The sequence below is a fragment of the Streptomyces sp. CNT372 genome, from assembly GCF_000377145.1.
The window spans coordinates 100,850-118,356 of the sequence record NZ_KB897780.1 but is presented as its reverse complement, the minus strand read 5'-3'; the positions used below and the strand labels follow the sequence as shown (position 1 = coordinate 118,356).

Sequence of the window (17,507 nt, the reverse complement as noted above, 5' to 3'; positions counted from 1 at the left end):
GGCCCGGCGACTGCCCCCTACCCCGGCGCTCCGGTTCCGCCCCCGGCCCCGCCCACCCGCGAGCCCCCGCCCCGCCCCGTCGACGGCCGGGCCCGGGACGCCGACCCGGCGCCGGACCCCGCCCCGGTCCCGCGCGCCTCGGGCCCCCGCGTCACCCCCGCGTCCCCCGCAGCTTCCGCGCCCGCCGCACCACACCCCGCACCGCCGCGTTCCGGGGCAGCGGCACGCCGCCCGGGAGGCCGAGGACGGTGAGACGGCGGCGGGTGGTGTGCCCCGCGAGGTCAGCCGGGCGCGCGGTGCGCAGGAACCGCTGCGCCGACGGGCGCAGATCCCGTCGCACCTGCGGCTGCATCATGAACGCCACCGCGTCGAGCAGCCCGGTCAGCCGATCGTCCGCCGCCGCGACGGTCCCGGGCCCGTCCGCCGTCAGGTCCGGGACCAGCGCCCCGGTCAGCAGCAGGGGCACCCGGTTGCTGTTCCGGTACGGGGTCAGCCGCGCGAGCACCTGCTCCGTGCCGACCCGCGCCACCGGGACGCCGTGGAAGGCGGCGGCCGTGAACAGCCCGGTGGAGAAGCAGCTCACCACCAGCGACGGCCGCAGCCTGCGCAGCAGCACCTCCGCGAGCACCGGCTCACCGGCGACGGTCAGCTCGACGTCCAGGGCGCGGGCCTCCGCCTCCAGGGCCCGGTGCCAGGCGGGCGGGGCCGTCGGATGCGGCTTGAGCACCACCCGCCGATGGCCCAGGGCGGCCACTCCGCGCAGCATCCGCAGATGCAGCTCCTCTTCCTCCGCGGGCGTCAGAATGCCGAGTGCGGCCAGGTACTGGCCCAGCAGGAGTGCCGGTCCCGGTTCCCCGTCCCCGGACGCGTCCGCCACGGTGCCTGCGGCGGCCGGCGCGTCCGACAGCTCGGCGACCGCCTTCAGGAACGCCCCACCCGGCACGACCTCCGGGACCACACCGAACTCGCCCAGCAGCAGCGGCCGCAGCCCCGGTACCAGGTCGAGGTGGAGCAGCCGCCGGACCCGTTCGCCGACCAGCGGGTCGATCTTGTTCCGGGTGGGGCCGTAGCTCATCAGCCCGTCCGCGTAGACGTCGATCGACGCGTCCGGGAAGAGCTGTCCCACCGTCAGCGCCGGGGCGACCTGGAGGGATTCCAGGACCAGATGGATCCGGTCGTCCCCCAGGTCCCACAGCCGGCGCAGATGGCGCTCCCACAGCGGGACGTCGTCGGCGCGCGGGGCCCAGGCGGCGGGGTGGAAGGGGGAGACGGCCTCGTTCCAGGAGACCACCCCGTCGAACCGCTCCCGCAGCGGCCCGAAGCCGGGGGCCGTGTCGAGGGAGGGCACGGTCTCGGGGACGGCCGCGTTGTTGGTGACCAGCAGCAGCCGCCGGTCCGCGTCCTCGAAGCAGCCGCTGTCGATCGCGGCGGCGACCGTGGCCGCGCCGAAGAGGGAGGACGCGAGGAAGATCTGGGTCGTGGGCATCAGGCCGCGGCCTCCGTGGTGCGGGCGGACGGGCGGCGGCGCACCCGCCGCAACCGGGCGGCGCGGTCCGCGTCCATCGAGGCCAGGGCCTCGCGCAGGGCGGGCTGCGGCATCGAGCGCAGCGCGGCGGCGCTGAGGGTGCGGAGCTTTCGGGCGACCGCCGGTTCGAACCGCCCGATACCGCCGAGATGATGGGCGATGACGGCGCAATAGGTGCGCACCGCTTTCGGCAACAGCCTTTCCGCTTCCGGGTCCTGCGCTGTTTCCGCCAGAACCTGATCGAATGCGCGGAGGAAATCGAGCTGGCGGACGTCACCGATCTGAGTGAGTGAGGACGCGACCCCGCGCCGGTAGAAAATACCCAGCCGGCCGACGACCGCGAAGGATTCCGCGTCCCGGTGCAACCGCCAGATCCACGGCCGGTCCTCCGCCGTGCGCAGCCCGTCCGTGAAATGCAGCAACCCCCGGTCCACCAGCCGCCGGTGGTACATCCCGGCCCAGGCGTACGGGTAGTCCACACCGGTCGAGCGGTCCGCCGGGAGGATCCAGTCGCGCGGGCGCAGCACCTCGCCGCGCGGGCCGACCGGCACGCGGTGCACCGTGCGGGCCCGCGCCGTGCACTGCACATGGTCGGTGCGCACGAAGTCGCAGCCCAGGTCCTCCATGGCGGCCAGCAGACCGGCGAAGTGCCCCGGGGCCAGCCAGTCGTCGCCGTCCAGGAAGGCCAGGTACTCGCCGCGGGCCGCGTCCAGACCGGTGTTGCGCGCGGTGGCCAGGCCGCCGTTCCGTTCGTGTCTGATCAGGACCGCGCCCGGGACCTCCCGTTCCGCCTGGCGCAGGATCTCCGGGGTCCCGTCCGTCGAGCAGTCGTCGACCAGCAGGAACTCGAAGTCGTCCCGGGCGTTGGCCCGCAGGCTTCGCAGGGTGTCGGGCGCGTATGTCTGCACGTTGTAGAACGGCACGATGACGGAGAGCTTGACCACCCGGCCGACGCTAGGACGCCCGCCCGTCATGCGCGCTGAATCCCGGCGGGACGGAATGTGAACGGACGGCATCGAACCTGTTAACCCGCCGGGCAATTGCCCTGGTGCTCCTTCCGTAGGCGCTCTGTTAACCCTTTGTTGCGGTCGAGTTGGGCCGTGAAACGGAATGCCTTCCTAGCGTCCTGGACGTGCCAACACGCAATCGCGAGGCCGTACGGATCGCCGTACTCGCCGACTCCGACACCCGGTGGAAATGGGGGGCCCTCACCGCCCGCCGGATCGCCCCCAGCACCTCCGTGGAGCTGAGCGGCTTCCTGCTGCGCGGCCGGGCCACCCCGACCGCCCGCCAGCTCGCCGAGGTCGGTGTCCGAGCGGACGAGCTGCGCGAGGTCACCGGAGCGGAGTTCCTGCGCGCCGTACGGGACGGCGGGTACGACGTGGTCGTCCTCGCCCTCGTCGGCGGCGGGGTGCAGGCGATGCTGCACGGCCTCGCGGCCCTCGGCCCGACCGGTGACGCCCCCGCGGCCCGCGCCGCCGCTCGCGGTGACGGTCCCGCGGCCCCGGGCACGCCCGGGAACGGCCCCGCGGCCCCCGGCACTTCCGGAAACGGTGCCGCCCGGCGGCCCGTGGTCGTCACCGGCTACGTCGGCGTCGTCTACGAGAAGCTCGCCGACGGCCTGCTGCTGCGGCACGGCGCGGACGTGGTCCTCGCCAACTCCCGCCACGACGCGGAGCGTTTCCGCGCCGTGTACGAGGGGGTCGGCGCCGACGCGGGCGCGGTCACCGAGGCCGCGCTGCCCTTCCTCGGCGGCGCGCCCTACGCCTCCGAGGAGGGCCGGGACACCGTCGTCTTCGCCGCCCAGCCCTCCGTGCCCGAGACCCGTGCCGACCGCGGCTATCTGCTGCGCCGCCTGGTCGAGCACGCCCGGCTGCACCCGCACCGCGAGGTGCTGCTCAAGCTGCGCTCCCGGCCCGGCGAGCACACCACCCACCTGGAGGAGCTGCCCTACCAGCGCCTCGCCGAACGCCTCCCCGGCGGCACCCCGCCCAACTTCCGCCTGGTGTACGGGAACATGGGCGAGGTCCTGGACCGGACCGACCTGCTCGTCACCGTCTCGTCCACGGCCGCCCTCGAAGCCCTGCACCGGCGCATCCCGACCGCCGTCCTCACCGACCTCGGGGTCCGCGAGGTCCTCGGCAACCACCACTTCCTCGGCTCGGGCCTGCTCGCCTCCTGGGACCAGCTCGACGGCGGGCACCGCCCGGAGCCCGACCCCGCCTGGCTCGCCCGGCAGGGCGTCGCGGCCGACGGCGGGTACGAGCACGCCTTCGACGCGGCCCGGACCCGGGTCGCCGAACTGCTGCTCGCGCCCCGGCTGCCGGCCCTCGCGCCCTGGTACACCCCGGCCACCGCCCCCGGCTACCTCCCCGCCCTGCTCGCCCGCCACCACCTGGCCCCCGACGGCACCCCGCTGTCCGGCGCCGCGCCGAAGACGGAGCCGACGGGCGTCCGCCGGGTGGTGCGGGACGCGGTCCGCGAGGCGGCCCGGGGCGCCTACCGGCACGGCGTCCAGCGGGTGGCCCCGGTGATCCGCCGTATGGGGGAGCTGTGACCCGCCGCCATCCGGCCCCCGGCGGCCACGCGACCCACCCCGCCGCCGTGACCGCCCGCCCCGTGACCGCCCGTCCCGCGACCGCCCGTCCCGGCGACCGCGCCGCGCGGCACGCCCCCGGACCCCGACCCGTCCCCGCGCCTCCGCACCCGCGCCCCCGCACCCTCTCCGCCGCCCGGACCCACCCCGCCCCTACGGAGCCCCGATGAACGTCCTCGCCGTGATCCCCGCCCGGGGCGGCTCCAAGGGGGTGCCCGCCAAGAACCTCGCCCCCGTCGCCGGACGCCCCCTCGTCGCCCGCGCCGTACGCGCCTGCCTGGACGCCCCCCTGGTCACCCATGTCGCCGTCTCCACCGACGACCCCGGCATCGCCGCCGCCGCCCGCGCGGCCGGTGCCGAAGTGGTCACGCGGCCCCCGGCCATCGCCGGGGACACCGCCACCAGCGAGTCCGCCGTGCTGCACGCCCTGGACGCCCACGAGGCCGCGCACGGCGATCCCGTCGACGTGGTCCTCCTCGTCCAGTGCACCAGCCCCTTCCTCACCCCCGAGGACGTGCAGGGCGTGGCCGCCGCCGTCGCCCGGGACGGCGCGGACAGCGCGGTGACCGTCGCCCCCTTCCACGGCTTCGTCTGGCGCGAGGACACGGATTCCGCGTCGGGCGCCGGGGTCAACCACGACTCCGCGCACCGCCCCCGCCGCCAGGACCGCCCCCAGGACTTCCTGGAGACCGGCGCCGCCTACGCCATGGCCGCGGCCGGCTTCCGCGCCGCCGGGCACCGCTTCTTCGGCCGCACCGCCCTGGTGCGCACCGACCCGGCCCGGGTCCTGGAGGTCGACGACCCGCACGACCTCGCCCGGGCCCGCGCCCTCGCCCCGCTGCTGGACGCGGCCCCGCTGCCGACCCGGGCCGACGTGGACGCCGTCGTCCTCGACTTCGACGGCACCCAGACCGACGACCGGGTCCTGATCGACGCCGAGGGACGCGAGTTCGTCGGCGTCCACCGCGGCGACGGCCTCGGCGTGGCCCGGCTGCGCGCCGCCGGGCTGAAGCTGCTGATCCTCTCCACCGAGGAGAACCCCGTCGTCGCCGCCCGCGCCCGCAAGCTGCGCATCCCCGTCCTGCACGGCATCGACCGCAAGGACGCCGCGCTCAAGCAGTGGTGCGACGAACAGGGCCTCGCCCCCGAGCGGGTCCTCTACGCCGGCAACGACGTCAACGACCTCCCGTGCTTCCACCTCGTCGGCTGGCCCGTGGCCGTCGCGAGCGCGCACGGGTCCGTCCGGGCCGCCGCACGCGCGGTCACGGCCACCCCCGGCGGCGAGGGAGCGGTCCGCGAGATCGCCGGCTGGCTCCTCGGCCCGCACCTCGACACCGCCCCCGACACGACCCCCGGCACCGCCTCCCCGGACGCCCTCCCGGCCGTCCCCTGATCCACCCCCCGGTCCCTCCGGACGTCCCCTCACAGGTAAGGAACCATCCCCATGAGCACGACCCGCCTGCGCACCCTCGGCACCCGCACCGCCGGCCCGGGCAACCCCGTCTACGTGACCGGCGAGATCGGCATCAACCACAACGGCGACCTGGACAACGCCATCAAGCTGATCGACGCCGCCGCCGACGCCGGCTGCGACGCGGTCAAGTTCCAGAAGCGCACCCCGGAGATCTGCACCCCGCGCGACCAGTGGGACATCGAGCGCGACACCCCCTGGGGCCGGATGACCTACATCGACTACCGCCACCGGGTGGAGTTCGGCGAGGACGAGTACCGCGCGATCGACGCCCACTGCCGCGAGCGGGGCATCGACTGGTTCGCCTCCCCGTGGGACACCGAGGCCGTCGCCTTCCTGGAGAAGTTCGACGTCCCCGCCCACAAGGTCGCCTCCGCCTCCCTCACCGACGACGAGCTGCTGCGCGCCCTGCGCGCGACCGGCCGCACGATCATCCTCTCCACCGGCATGTCGACGCCGAAGCAGATCCGGCACGCGGTCGAGGTCCTGGGCAGCGACAACATCCTGCTCTGCCACGCCACCTCCACCTACCCGGCGAAGGCGCAGGAGCTGAACCTGCGGGTCATCCACACCCTCCAGGCCGAGTACCCGAACGTGCCCATCGGCTACTCCGGCCACGAGACCGGCCTCCAGACCACCCTGGCCGCCGTCGCCCTCGGCGCCGCCTTCGTGGAGCGCCACATCACCCTGGACCGCGCCATGTGGGGTTCCGACCAGGCCGCGTCCGTCGAGCCGCAGGGCCTCGCCCGCCTCGTCCGCGACATCCGCGTGGTGGAGGAGTCCCTCGGCGACGGGGTCAAGAAGGTCTACGAGAGCGAGCTGGGCCCGATGAAGAAGCTCCGCCGGGTCGCGGGCGTCGTCGCCGAGGCGGGCGACCGTGAGCCGGCCGCGGTCTGACGGCCTGCGCCGCGCGGGCGGACCCGCCGGGTCCGCACCCGGGTGCGGACCCGCCCCCTGCTGGTCCGCACCCGGGAGCGGTCCGCGGCCGGCTGGTCCGCACCCCGGGGTCGGCACACCGCGGGTCGGCACACCGCGTGTCCGCGCGCGGCGGGTCCGCGCCCGGCACCCCGTCCCGGACGGTCCCGGCCCGGCTCCGACCCCCGGGGCCTGCCCGGACTCCGTCCCGCTCAGCCCGCCCAGCCTCCGCCCCCGCCCCCTCCCGGGCCCTCCGGGACCCGGCACGCACCAGCCAGGAACCACGAGGTGACTGACGTGAATCTCGCCTTCGTCGAGAGCCCGGTCCAGCTCCTGAACACCCTGGAGTGGGCCCATGCCGAAGGGGCGTCCCCCGACGCCCTGACCGTGGTCGTGCTGTCGCCCACCGACCCCATGTCGCGCGGCCAGCTCCGCCGGACCGCCGAACTGGCCCGCGACGAGGGGTTCACCGTGCGCTGGCAGGAGGCCCGCGGCGGCGCGTCCGCCCCGCTGCGGACGGTCCGCGACCTCGGCCCGCTGCTGCGCCGCGCCGACCGGATCGTCATAGGGGACCCGTTCTCCCGCTACGTCCAGCTGCTGCTCTCCCTCACCGGCGGCCGGGAGCTGACGGTCGTGGACGACGGCACGGCCACCATGGAGTTCGTCGAGCAGGCCGTCCGCGGCGAGCGGCTGGTGCGCTGGCACCGGCGCGGCGGGCGGCGCGGGCCGCGCGAGCTGGCGCTCGCGCCCGTCACCCGGGCGGCCCGCCGCCGCCTCGGCCCCTCCACCGACCGCCCGGTGGAGGTGTTCACCTCCATGCCGGTCGACCCGGCGCCCGGGATCACCGTCCGGGCCAACGACTACGCCTGGACCCGCTCCCGGTTCGGGCCGCCCCGGATCACCCGGGGAGCCGACCTGGTCGGCACCTCCCTCGTGGAGACGGGCGTGGTGGAGCCCGAGCGGTACCTCGACGCGGTCGTGTCACTCACCCGGGCGCACGGGGCGGCCCGGTATTTCGCGCACCGCCGGGAGAGCCCCGACAAGCTGCGCCGGCTGGCCGTCGCGACCGGCCTCGAGGTGGTCCGCCCGGACCTGCCGCTGGAGCTGATCGCCCGCCGGGGGCCGATCGGGGAGGCCGTGCTGAGCTTCCCCTCGACGGTTCTGCACACCCTGCCCCTGGCCCTCGCGGGCACCGGCGTCACGGTCTCCGTCTGCGACATCGCCCCCGAGTGGCTGCGCGCCTCCGCCTCGCCCCGCGCCGAGGGCTTCCTCTCCGTCGTCACCGGATCGGCCCGGGGGGTGCACCGGCTCGCCGCGCCCGCTTGAAGAGCGGACCGGCCGCACTGAGCGGGGCGTCGCCAGCCGCCACCCCGCGACGCTGCCGTCCGTACACGCGCCGCGCTGCCGTCCGTACACGCGCCGCGCTGCCGTCCGTACCCTGAGACGGTGAGACGCCGTCCGATCCCCTGCCTGGCCGAAAAGTGTCCACCTGGTGAGACGAACCGGTGAGTTTACCCACCGGGTGTCGCGAGTATGCCGTTCTGACCGGCCTTTCTTCCCCTATGAGGCTGATCTTTTGTTGATCGCACGGCAGTTGGCGCCCAAGGGGGCATAACCTTCACTGGGTGAACCAGTTGATGTCCCGCGAGTCCGAAGAAGCCGAACGACCCGGCCCCGGCGCCCCGGCCCTCCCGGGCGCGGCACCGGGTGACGCCGTCCTGCCCGGCCGGCTGTCCGAGCCGCTGCGCGCGGAGCTCATCGCGTTCCGCCGCGATCTCCATATGCACCCCGAGCTGGGCAACCAGGAGTTCCGCACCACCGCGGCGATCAAGGCCCGCCTGGAGCAGGCCGGGCTGAGGCCACGGGTGCTCGCGATGGGCACCGGACTCGTCTGTGACATCGGCACCGACTCGCCCGAGGGGCGGGACCGCCCCCTGTTCGCGCTGCGCGCCGACATCGACGCCCTGCCGATTCCGGACACCAAGACGGGGGTGCCCTACCGCTCCACCGTCCCCGACCGGGCGCACGCATGCGGCCACGACGTCCACACCACCACCGTGCTCGGCGCCGGTCTGGTCCTCGCCGACCTGGACCGGCAGGGGCTGCTGACCCAGCCGGTGCGGCTGATCTTCCAGCCCGCCGAGGAAGTGCTGCCGGGCGGCGCCGCCGACGCGGTCGACTGCGGTGTGCTCGACGGCGTCGGCAAGATCGTCGCCGTGCACTGCGACCCCAAGGTCGACGCGGGCTCCATCGGACTGCGGCCCGGCCCGATCACCTCCGCCTGCGACCGTCTGGAAGTCACCCTCGACGGCCCCGGCGGCCACACCGCCCGCCCGCATCTGACCACCGACCTGGTCACCGCCGCTGCGAAGGTCGCCACCGAGGTCCCGGCCCTGCTGGCCCGCCGCGTCGACGCCCGCTCCGGGCTCGCCGTCACCTGGGGCCGGATCTCCTCCGGCCACGCGCCCAACGTCATCCCCCAGCACGCGGAGCTGTCCGGCACCGTGCGCTGCCTGGACCTGGCGGCCTGGCGCGAGGCCCCGGACCTGGTGCACGCGGCGATCGACGAGATCGCCACCCTGCACCGGGCCAAGTCCCAGATCGACTACATCCGCGGTGTCCCGCCGGTCGTCAACGACCCCGGCGTCACCGAACTGCTGCGCGACGCGCACGCCGCCCGGCGCGGACCGTATGCGATCGAGGACACCGAGCAGAGCCTCGGCGGCGAGGACTTCTCCTGGTACCTGGAGCACGTCCCGGGCGCCATGGCCCGGCTCGGCGTCCGCGTCCCGGGCGACACCGTCCGCCGCGATCTGCACCGGGGGGACTTCGACGTGGACGAGGAGTCCATCACCGCGGGCGTCGAACTCTTCACCGCCGCCGCCCTGCTGGACGGCATGGCGGGCGACTGAACACCCCCGGCGGGGCCCGGCCCCGGGCCCCGCGCGGGTACGGCCCGGGGCGCCCGCCGGACACAGGACGCCCGCCACCGTCCCACCCGCCGCCCGCTCTCTCCGCGTAGCGCCCCGGCGACACACCGGAGCCGTACGGGAAGCGGCGCGGGCCCGGCACGCCGTGCCGGGCCCGTGGCCTGTTCGCGACGATCCGATAACGACTGATGAACGGGTCTTTAACTGACATCTACGCGCGTTACGATCGCCGCGAACCCAGCGCCGGAAGTGGCGCTTTCGGTCAGGTTTAAAGGAGCCTCCCAGTGCGCCGGATCACCAGGATCGCCACCGTGGGCATCGCCTCCACGGCTCTCGCACTGTCTGTCACCGCGTGTGGCAGCGACTCGTCCTCCGGCTCGTCGAGCTCGGACGACAACGGCGGCAAGGCCGCCATCGCCTACGACATCGGCGGACGCGGCGACCAGTCGTTCAACGACGCCGCCTACGCCGGTCTCGAGAAGGCCGAGAAGGAACTCGACGTCGACGGCACCGAGGCGGAGCCCAGCGAAGGCGAGGGCGACCCGGACAAGGTCCAGCGCCTGACCTCGCTCGCCCGAGCCGGCAACAACCCGGTGATCGGTGTCGGCTTCGCCTACGCCCCGGCCATCGCCGAGGTCGCCCCGAAGTTCAAGGACACCACCTTCGGCCTCATCGACGACACGTCGAAGACCGGCCCGAACATCGCCAACCTGGTGTTCAACGAGGAGCAGGGCTCCTACCTCGCCGGCGTCGCCGCCGCCAAGGTGACCAAGACCGACACGGTCGGCTTCATCGGCGGTGTCGAGACCCCGCTGATCAAGAAGTTCGAGGCGGGCTTCGTCCAGGGCGTCAAGGACACCAACAAGAACGTCAACGTCAAGGTCCAGTACCTGACGCAGCCGCCGGACTTCGGTGGCTTCTCCAAGCCCGACCTCGGCAAGGCCGCCGCGCAGGGCCAGCTCGACGCCGGCGCCGACGTGATCTACGCCGCCGCCGGTCTCGCGGGCGCGGGTGCCATCGAGGCGACCTCCAAGGCCGGCAAGTGGGCCATCGGCGTCGACTCCGACCAGTACAACCAGAAGGGTCTGGCCGCCTACAAGGACCAGATCCTGACCTCGGTGACCAAGAACATCTCGGGCGCCGTGTTCAACCTGATCAAGTCGGTCCAGGACGGCAAGCCGCAGACCGGTGAGATCCGCTACGGGCTGGAGGACGACGGTGTCGCCCTGTCCCGCTCGAACCCGGCCTTCACCGAGATGACCGACGTCATCGCCGCCGTCGACAAGGCCAAGGCCGACATCATCGCCGGCACGATCACGGTCAAGACGGCTCCGTAACCGCCGAGGCCCGCTCGTCGGATCCGTCCGGCCCCTCCCGGGCCGGACGGTCCGGTACCCGGGGCCCGCGGGGCGGCCGGCCGCCCCGCGGGCCCCGGACCAGAGCCATGGCCATCGGTTTTTGCTATTCGGCATCGCTACGCGCGTAGAACCCTCTCCGGCGCGATAACTTCGCCCCGCCCCCTGCCCGCCCAGCCCGCTTTGCCGTCCCCCCACCGCCCGCAGGCGCCCGCCCTGCCCTCCCGCCCGGCCCTGTCCCGCCAAGGAGAGTGCGTCATCAACGCGTCCAGTCCGTCAACGTCGCCGGCTGCTGCCGCCGTCGAACTGCACGGCATCACCAAGCGATTCCCCGGCGTCGTCGCCAACCACGACATCGACATCACCATCCACAAGGGCACCGTGCACGCCCTGGTGGGGGAGAACGGTGCCGGCAAGTCGACCCTGATGAAGATCCTCTACGGCATGCAGAAGCCGGACGAGGGCACCATCACCGTCGACGGTGAGCAGGTCACCTTCTCCAGCCCGTCCGACGCCATCGCGCGCGGGATCGGCATGGTCCACCAGCACTTCATGCTGGCCGACAACCTCACCGTGCTGGAGAACGTCGTCCTCGGCGGCGAGAAGCTGTACGGCATCGGCGCCGGAGCCCGTAAGAAGATCAAGGAGATCTCCGACGCCTACGGGCTGGGCGTCCGCCCCGACGCCATGGTGGAGAGCCTCGGCGTCGCCGACCGCCAGCGCGTGGAGATCCTCAAGGTCCTCTACCGCGGCGCCCGCACCCTGATCCTCGACGAGCCCACCGCGGTCCTCGTCCCGCAGGAGGTCGACGCCCTCTTCGCCAACCTGCGCGAGCTCAAGGCCGAGGGCCTGACCGTCATCTTCATCTCGCACAAGCTGGGCGAGGTCCTGTCGGTCGCCGACGAGATCACCGTCATCCGGCGCGGCACCACCGTGGGCACCGCGGACCCGGCGACCACCACCACCAAGCAGCTCGCCGAGCTGATGGTCGGCAGCGAACTCCCCTCGCCCGAGACCCGCGAGTCCACGGTCACCGACGTCGCGATGCTCGGCGTCAGGGGCCTCACCCTCACCGAGACCGACCCCGACGGCATCGTCCGCGACGTCCTCGCCGGGATCGACTTCACCATCCACAAGGGCGAGGTCATGGGCATCGCCGGTGTCGAGGGCAACGGCCAGACCGAGCTGATCGAGGCCCTGATCGGCCTGCGCGACCCCGACGGCGGCACCATCACCCTCGACGGCGCCGACATCTCGCACGCGCCCACCCGCAAGCGGCGCGAGAGCGGCATCGGCTACATCCCCGAGGACCGCCACCGCCACGGACTCCTGCTGGAGTCCCCGCTGTGGGAGAACCGCATCCTCGGCCATGTCACCGAAGCCCCCAACAGCCGCAGGGGCGTCCTCGATCCCAAGGCCGCCCGCAAGGACACCGAGCGCATCGTCCGCGAGTACGACGTGCGCACGCCCGGCATCGAGGTCACCGCGGCCTCCCTCTCCGGCGGCAACCAGCAGAAGCTGATCGTCGGCCGCGAGATGAGCCACGCGCCCAAGCTCCTCATCGCCGCCCACCCCACCCGCGGTGTGGACGTCGGCGCGCAGGCGCAGATCTGGGACCAGATCCGCGAGGCCCGCCACGAGGGCCTGGCCGTGCTGCTGATCTCCGCCGACCTGGACGAGCTCATCGGGCTCTCCGACACCCTGCGGGTGATGTACCGCGGCCGCCTGGTCGCCGACGCCGACCCCGCCACCATCACCCCCGAGGAGCTGGGCTCCGCCATGACCGGCGCCGCCACCGGACACCTCGAAGCACCCGAGACGCCGCAGGACGGCACCACGCCGGAGGGCGGCACAGCGCCGCAGGACGGCAGCACGCCGCGGAAGAACGGCACGACGACGCCGCAGGACGGCACGACGCCCAGGAACGGTGAGGGCCGATGAAGAAGTTCGACAAGGACCGGCTGATTCTGGGCCTCGCCGGCCCGGTGCTCGCCCTGGTCGTGGCCTTCCTGCTCACCTCGGTGGTGCTGGTCCTCTCCGACCTCAGCGCCTTCGAGCCGTACCGGCTCATGATCGAGCAGGTCGAGTTCACCGACGTGCAGGTCCTCATCCTGAACCAGACCGGCATCTACTACCTCGCCGCTCTCGCCGTCGCCATCGGCTTCCGGATGAACCTCTTCAACATCGGCGTCGACGGGCAGTACCGCCTCGCGGTCATGCTCGCCGCCGTCGTGGGCGCCTCCGTGGACCTGCCGGGTCCGCTGCACATCCTGCTGATCGTGCTCACCGCCATGTTCGTCGGCGCCATGTGGGCCGGCATCGCGGGCATCCTCAAGACCACCCGCGGGGTGAGCGAGGTCGTCTCCACGATCATGCTGAACGCCATCGCGACCAGCCTGATCGCCTGGATGATCCTCCCCGCCAACCTCGGCGAGCAGGTCGCCGGCTCCAACGAGCTGACCACCGGCGAGATCCCCGAGTCCGGCTGGTTCCCCGGCCTCGAACTCGACGGCGGCACGATCTACGGCTTCACCTTCGTCGCCTTCGGGCTCGGCCTCGTCTACTGGTTCGTCCTCAACCGCACCCGCTTCGGCTTCGACCTGCGTGCCACCGGCGCCAGCCAGTCCGCCGCCCAGGCGAGCGGCGTCGACGCCAAGAAGATGGTGCTCACCGCCATGCTGATCTCGGGCGCCGTCGCGGGCCTGGCCGGCATGCCGATGCTGCTCGGCCAGACCCACACCTACAGCCTGAGCTTCCCGACCGGTGTCGGCTTCACCGCCATCACCATCGCGCTGCTCGGCCGCAACAACCCGGTCGGCATCTTCTTCGCCGCCCTCCTCATCGCCTTCCTGGACAAGACGGCGGAGGGCCTCGGCATCGCCGGCTACCCCCGGGAGATCGCCCTCATCATGCAGGGCCTCATCGTGATCTCGGTCGTCGTGTCCTACGAACTCGTACGCCAGTACGGGCTCCGCCGCCAGCAGCAGAAGGTCGGCGAGGAGCTCGCCGCGCAGGCCCGCAAGAACAAGGAGGTGGCAGCGGCATGACGGAGAGCACGAGCACGGTCTCGACGGCGAGCACCGCGCCCAAGAAGGGCGGCCGCCGCCGCAAGCTGTCCCTGCCCGTCATCCTGCTGATCATCGCCGCGGGGCTGCTGCTGTTCTCGCTGGTCCGCATGATCAGCGGCGCCGAGGACCTCACGTCGACCGGCCAGGTCTCCGGCGCCCTCCAGCTCGCGGTCCCGATCGGCCTCGCCGGTCTCGGCGGCCTCTGGGCCGAGCGCGCGGGCGTCATCAACATCGGCCTCGAAGGCATGATGATCCTCGGCACCTGGTTCGGTGCCTGGGCGGGCTACCAGTGGGGCCCCTGGACCGGTGTCCTCGTCGGCATCGCCGGCGGCGCGCTCGGCGGTCTGCTGCACGCGGTGATGACGGTGACCTTCAACGTCAACCACATCGTCTCGGGTGTGGCCGTCACCATCCTGGCCACCGGCCTGACCCGGTACATGTCCAACTTCACCTTCGCCGAGGCGGCCGGCGGCTCCTCCAAGCAGTCCCCGCGCATCGATCCGATCGACCGGATCACGATTCCGGGTCTCTCCGAATGGCTGGCCGACCTCCAGAGCAAGCACTGGTTCTTCGTCTCCGACCTGGCCGGTGTGCTCGGCGGTCTGGTGACCAACCTGTCCCTGCTGACCGTGGTGGCCCTGCTGCTGATCCCCGGCACCTGGTGGGTGCTGTGGCGGACCTCCTTCGGTCTGCGCCTGCGCTCCTGCGGCGAGAACCCGATCGCCGCCGAGTCCCTGGGCGTCAACGTCTACAAGTACAAGTACATCGCCGTGATCGTCTCCGGCGCCCTGGCCGGCCTCGGCGGCGCGTTCCTCGCGATCGTCTCCACCGGCATCTACCAGGAGGGCCAGACCGGCGGCCGCGGATACATCGGTCTCGCCGCGATGATCTTCGGTAACTGGATGCCTGGCGGCATGGCGCTGGGTGCGGGCCTCTTCGGCTTCACCGACAGTCTCAAGCTGCGCGGCGGCGCGGAGAACGTCCACGCGATGCTGCTGCTCCTCGCGATCCTGCTGGTGATCGCGGTCGTCTGGCAGCTCTACAAGAAGAAGTACCTCTCCGCCGTGATCGCGGGCGTCTTCTCGGCCCTGCTGTTCACCTGGTACGCGCTCACCGACGTGCTGCCCAGCCAGTTCGTGGACGCCGCGCCGTACGTCACCACGCTGCTGGTCCTCGCGCTCTCCGCGCAACGGCTGCGCATGCCCAAGGCGAACGGCATGCCGTACCGCAAGGGCCAGGGCAAATGACGGCTCGGGCCGTCGAGGCCGCCGACTGGGAGGCCCTGCGGGAGCGGGCGCGCGAGGCCATGTCCCGCGCGTACGCGCCGTACTCGGGCTACCCGGTCGGGGTCGCCGCCCTCGTCGACGACGGCCGGGTGGTCACCGGCTGCAACGTCGAGAACGCGTCGTACGGGCTGAGCCTGTGCGCCGAGTGCGGGCTGGTCTCGCAGCTCCAGGCGACGGGCGGCGGGCGGCTGACGCACTTTGTCTGCGTGGACGGCCGGGGCGAGGCCCTGGTGCCGTGCGGACGGTGCCGGCAGCTGCTGCACGAGTTCGGCGGGCCGGACCTGCTCCTGGACACCCCGGCGGGGATCCTGCCGCTGTCCGCGATGCTGCCGCAGGCCTTCGGCCCGGGGCACCTGGGCTGAGGCCACATGGGCCTGGCCCTATGTGCCCGGGCCACACGGCTTCGGGCCCTATGTGCCCGGGCCACACGGCTTCGGGCCACATAGCTTCCGGCCACACGGCTCCCGGCCATATGTGCCCGGAGCCGAGGGGCTCCGCCCCGGACGCGGCCCGGACCTTCCGGGCCACCCCGCGGCCCTTCCGCTCCGGCGGGAGGGCCGCTCCCATACCCTTGCTCTATGCGCGTAGAGCCTCCCTCTGCGCGGTGAGCCACCACTGGAGGACATGCCATGGACGTCATCTCCGTCATCCGCACCAAGCGGGACCGCGGCGAACTGAGCGGCGAGCAGATCGACTGGGTCATCGACGCCTACACCCGCGGTGCGGTCGCCGACGAGCAGATGTCCGCCCTCGCGATGGCGATCCTGCTCAACGGCATGAACCGCACGGAGATCGCCCGCTGGACCGCCGCCATGATCGCCTCCGGCGAGCGCATGGACTTCTCCTCGCTCTCCCGCCCGACCGCCGACAAGCACTCCACCGGCGGCGTCGGCGACAAGATCACCCTGCCGCTCGCCCCGCTGGTCGCCGCCTGCGGCGCCGCCGTCCCGCAGCTCTCCGGCCGCGGCCTCGGCCACACCGGCGGCACCCTCGACAAGCTGGAGTCCATCCCCGGCTGGCGCGCCCTTCTCTCCAACGAGGAGATGCTGAACGTCCTCGACACCACCGGCGCCGTCATCTGCGCCGCCGGTGACGGCCTGGCCCCCGCCGACAAGAAGCTCTACGCCCTGCGCGACGTCACCGGCACCGTCGAGGCCATCCCGCTGATCGCCTCCTCGATCATGTCCAAGAAGATCGCCGAGGGCACCGGCTCCCTCGTCCTCGACGTCAAGGTCGGCACCGGCGCCTTCATGAAGAACATCGAGGACGCCCGCGAACTGGCCGCCACCATGGTCGGCCTCGGCACCGACAGCGGAGTGCGCACCGTCGCCCTGCTCACCGACATGTCCACCCCGCTCGGCCTCACCGCGGGCAACGCCCTGGAGGTCCGCGAGTCGGTCGAGGTCCTGGCCGGCGGCGGCCCCGCCGACGTCGTCGAGCTGACCCTCGCCCTCGCCCGCGAGATGCTCGACGCGGCCGGCATCAAGGACGCCGACCCCGCCAAGGCGCTCGCCGACGGCTCCGCCATGGACGTCTGGCGCCGGATGATCGCGGCCCAGGGCGGCGACCCGGACGCGGCCCTGCCCGTCGCCCGCGAGCAGCACGTCGTCACCGCGCCGTCCTCCGGTGTGCTGACCCGCCTCGACGCCTACGGCGTCGGCATCGCCGCCTGGCGCCTCGGTGCGGGCCGCGCCCGCAAGGAGGACCCGGTGCAGGCCGGCGCGGGCGTCGAGATCCACGCCAAGCCGGGCGACACCGTCACCGAGGGCCAGCCCCTGCTGACCCTGCACACGGACACCCCGGAGAAGTTCGGCTACGCCCTCGACGCCCTGGGCTCCGCGTACGACATCGCCCCGGCGGGCACGGCGCACGAGGCGGGCCCGGTCGTGCTGGAGCGCATCGCCTGACCGCGGGGACGCCCCCTCGGGTGACCGGTCGCCGATGACTTCTCGTCCGGCGGCCGGTCACCCCCATGTGGACGCCGAGCAGCCGATCGTCATGCGCATCACCGGGGGACCGGCCCCGGGCGATGCGCCACGCCTGTGCGAGGAACTGAGCGAGAGGATCCGCGCACGCCTGCGGGACGCCGGGCCCGCCGGTCCTCCGGGCGCGGCGGGGAAGCCGGCGCCCGGGCCCGCGCCGGTCCTGGTCGACGTCGCCGGGCTGACCGGCGCCGACCTCGCGGTCGTCGAGGTGCTCACCCGGCTCCAGCTCACCGCCCGCCGCCACGGCACCCGCGTCCACCTCACCGGCGCCGGGGCCGAACTCCGCCTTCTGCTGGGCCTCATGGGCCTCTCCGGCCCGGCGGGCCTCGGTGGCTCAGCCCACGCGGGGCCCTCGGAGTGATGCCGGCCGGGCCGG

At 73.3% G+C, this 17,507-nt stretch carries 14 protein-coding genes; 12 read left to right on the top strand and 2 right to left on the bottom strand.

What is annotated here, in order from left to right; translation table 11 throughout:
• Positions 1–151: 151 nt before the first annotated feature.
• Together C593_RS0110935 and C593_RS0110930 are read right to left on the bottom strand one after the other, a co-directional pair.
• Complete coding sequence (locus C593_RS0110935; protein WP_018847342.1) at positions 152–1,486, bottom strand: polysialyltransferase family glycosyltransferase; 1,335 nt, start codon at positions 1,484–1,486, stop codon at positions 152–154.
• The gene (locus tag C593_RS0110930) at positions 1,486–2,469 is read right to left on the bottom strand and encodes a glycosyltransferase family 2 protein (protein WP_018847341.1); all 984 of its coding nucleotides are present in this window, start codon (positions 2,467–2,469) and stop codon (positions 1,486–1,488) included. Before C593_RS0110930 ends, C593_RS0110935 begins: the two co-directional genes overlap by 1 nt.
• A gap of 188 nt (positions 2,470–2,657) precedes the next feature.
• On the opposite strand from C593_RS0110930, the gene C593_RS0110925 reads away from it, so the two are divergent.
• From C593_RS0110925 to C593_RS29395, 12 genes are all read left to right on the top strand, one after another.
• Positions 2,658–4,082, top strand: coding sequence for a DUF6716 putative glycosyltransferase (locus C593_RS0110925; protein ID WP_018847340.1), 1,425 nt, complete (start codon positions 2,658–2,660; stop codon positions 4,080–4,082).
• A 205-nt stretch (positions 4,083–4,287) separates the two neighbouring features.
• Positions 4,288–5,514 (top strand): acylneuraminate cytidylyltransferase, encoded by a 1,227-nt coding sequence (locus tag C593_RS0110920; protein ID WP_018847339.1) that lies wholly within the window; start codon positions 4,288–4,290, stop codon positions 5,512–5,514.
• Positions 5,515–5,565: 51 nt separating this feature from the next.
• Positions 5,566–6,489, top strand: coding sequence for an N-acetylneuraminate synthase family protein (locus C593_RS0110915; protein WP_018847338.1), 924 nt, complete (start codon positions 5,566–5,568; stop codon positions 6,487–6,489).
• Between the two features lie 306 nt (positions 6,490–6,795).
• Positions 6,796–7,833, top strand: coding sequence for a hypothetical protein (locus C593_RS0110910; protein ID WP_018847337.1), 1,038 nt, complete (start codon positions 6,796–6,798; stop codon positions 7,831–7,833).
• A gap of 311 nt (positions 7,834–8,144) precedes the next feature.
• Positions 8,145–9,419 carry an amidohydrolase gene (locus C593_RS0110905; RefSeq protein WP_018847336.1) on the top strand — a complete coding sequence of 425 codons (1,275 nt, stop codon included), beginning with the start codon at positions 8,145–8,147 and terminating at the stop codon, positions 9,417–9,419.
• Between the two features lie 302 nt (positions 9,420–9,721).
• Positions 9,722–10,774: a BMP family ABC transporter substrate-binding protein gene (locus tag C593_RS0110900; protein ID WP_018847335.1), complete on the top strand. Its 1,053-nt coding sequence runs from the start codon at positions 9,722–9,724 to the stop codon at positions 10,772–10,774.
• 252 nt (positions 10,775–11,026) lie between these two features.
• Positions 11,027–12,733, top strand: a complete 1,707-nt coding sequence (locus C593_RS0110895) for an ABC transporter ATP-binding protein (protein WP_486591120.1) — start codon at positions 11,027–11,029, stop codon at positions 12,731–12,733.
• Complete coding sequence (locus C593_RS0110890; RefSeq protein WP_018847333.1) at positions 12,730–13,839, top strand: ABC transporter permease; 1,110 nt, start codon at positions 12,730–12,732, stop codon at positions 13,837–13,839. The genes C593_RS0110895 and C593_RS0110890 overlap by 4 nt, the downstream gene beginning before the upstream one ends.
• Positions 13,836–15,107, top strand: a complete 1,272-nt coding sequence (locus C593_RS0110885) for an ABC transporter permease (RefSeq protein WP_018847332.1) — start codon at positions 13,836–13,838, stop codon at positions 15,105–15,107. The genes C593_RS0110890 and C593_RS0110885 overlap by 4 nt, the downstream gene beginning before the upstream one ends.
• Positions 15,104–15,508: a cytidine deaminase gene (locus C593_RS0110880; RefSeq protein ID WP_018847331.1), complete on the top strand. Its 405-nt coding sequence runs from the start codon at positions 15,104–15,106 to the stop codon at positions 15,506–15,508. The genes C593_RS0110885 and C593_RS0110880 overlap by 4 nt, the downstream gene beginning before the upstream one ends.
• A 267-nt stretch (positions 15,509–15,775) precedes the next feature.
• Positions 15,776–17,053, top strand: a complete 1,278-nt coding sequence (locus C593_RS0110875; protein WP_018847330.1) for a thymidine phosphorylase — start codon at positions 15,776–15,778, stop codon at positions 17,051–17,053.
• Between the two features lie 34 nt (positions 17,054–17,087).
• Positions 17,088–17,492 (top strand): STAS domain-containing protein, encoded by a 405-nt coding sequence (locus C593_RS29395; RefSeq protein ID WP_486591112.1) that lies wholly within the window; start codon positions 17,088–17,090, stop codon positions 17,490–17,492.
• The last annotated feature ends 15 nt before the right edge of the window (positions 17,493–17,507 follow it).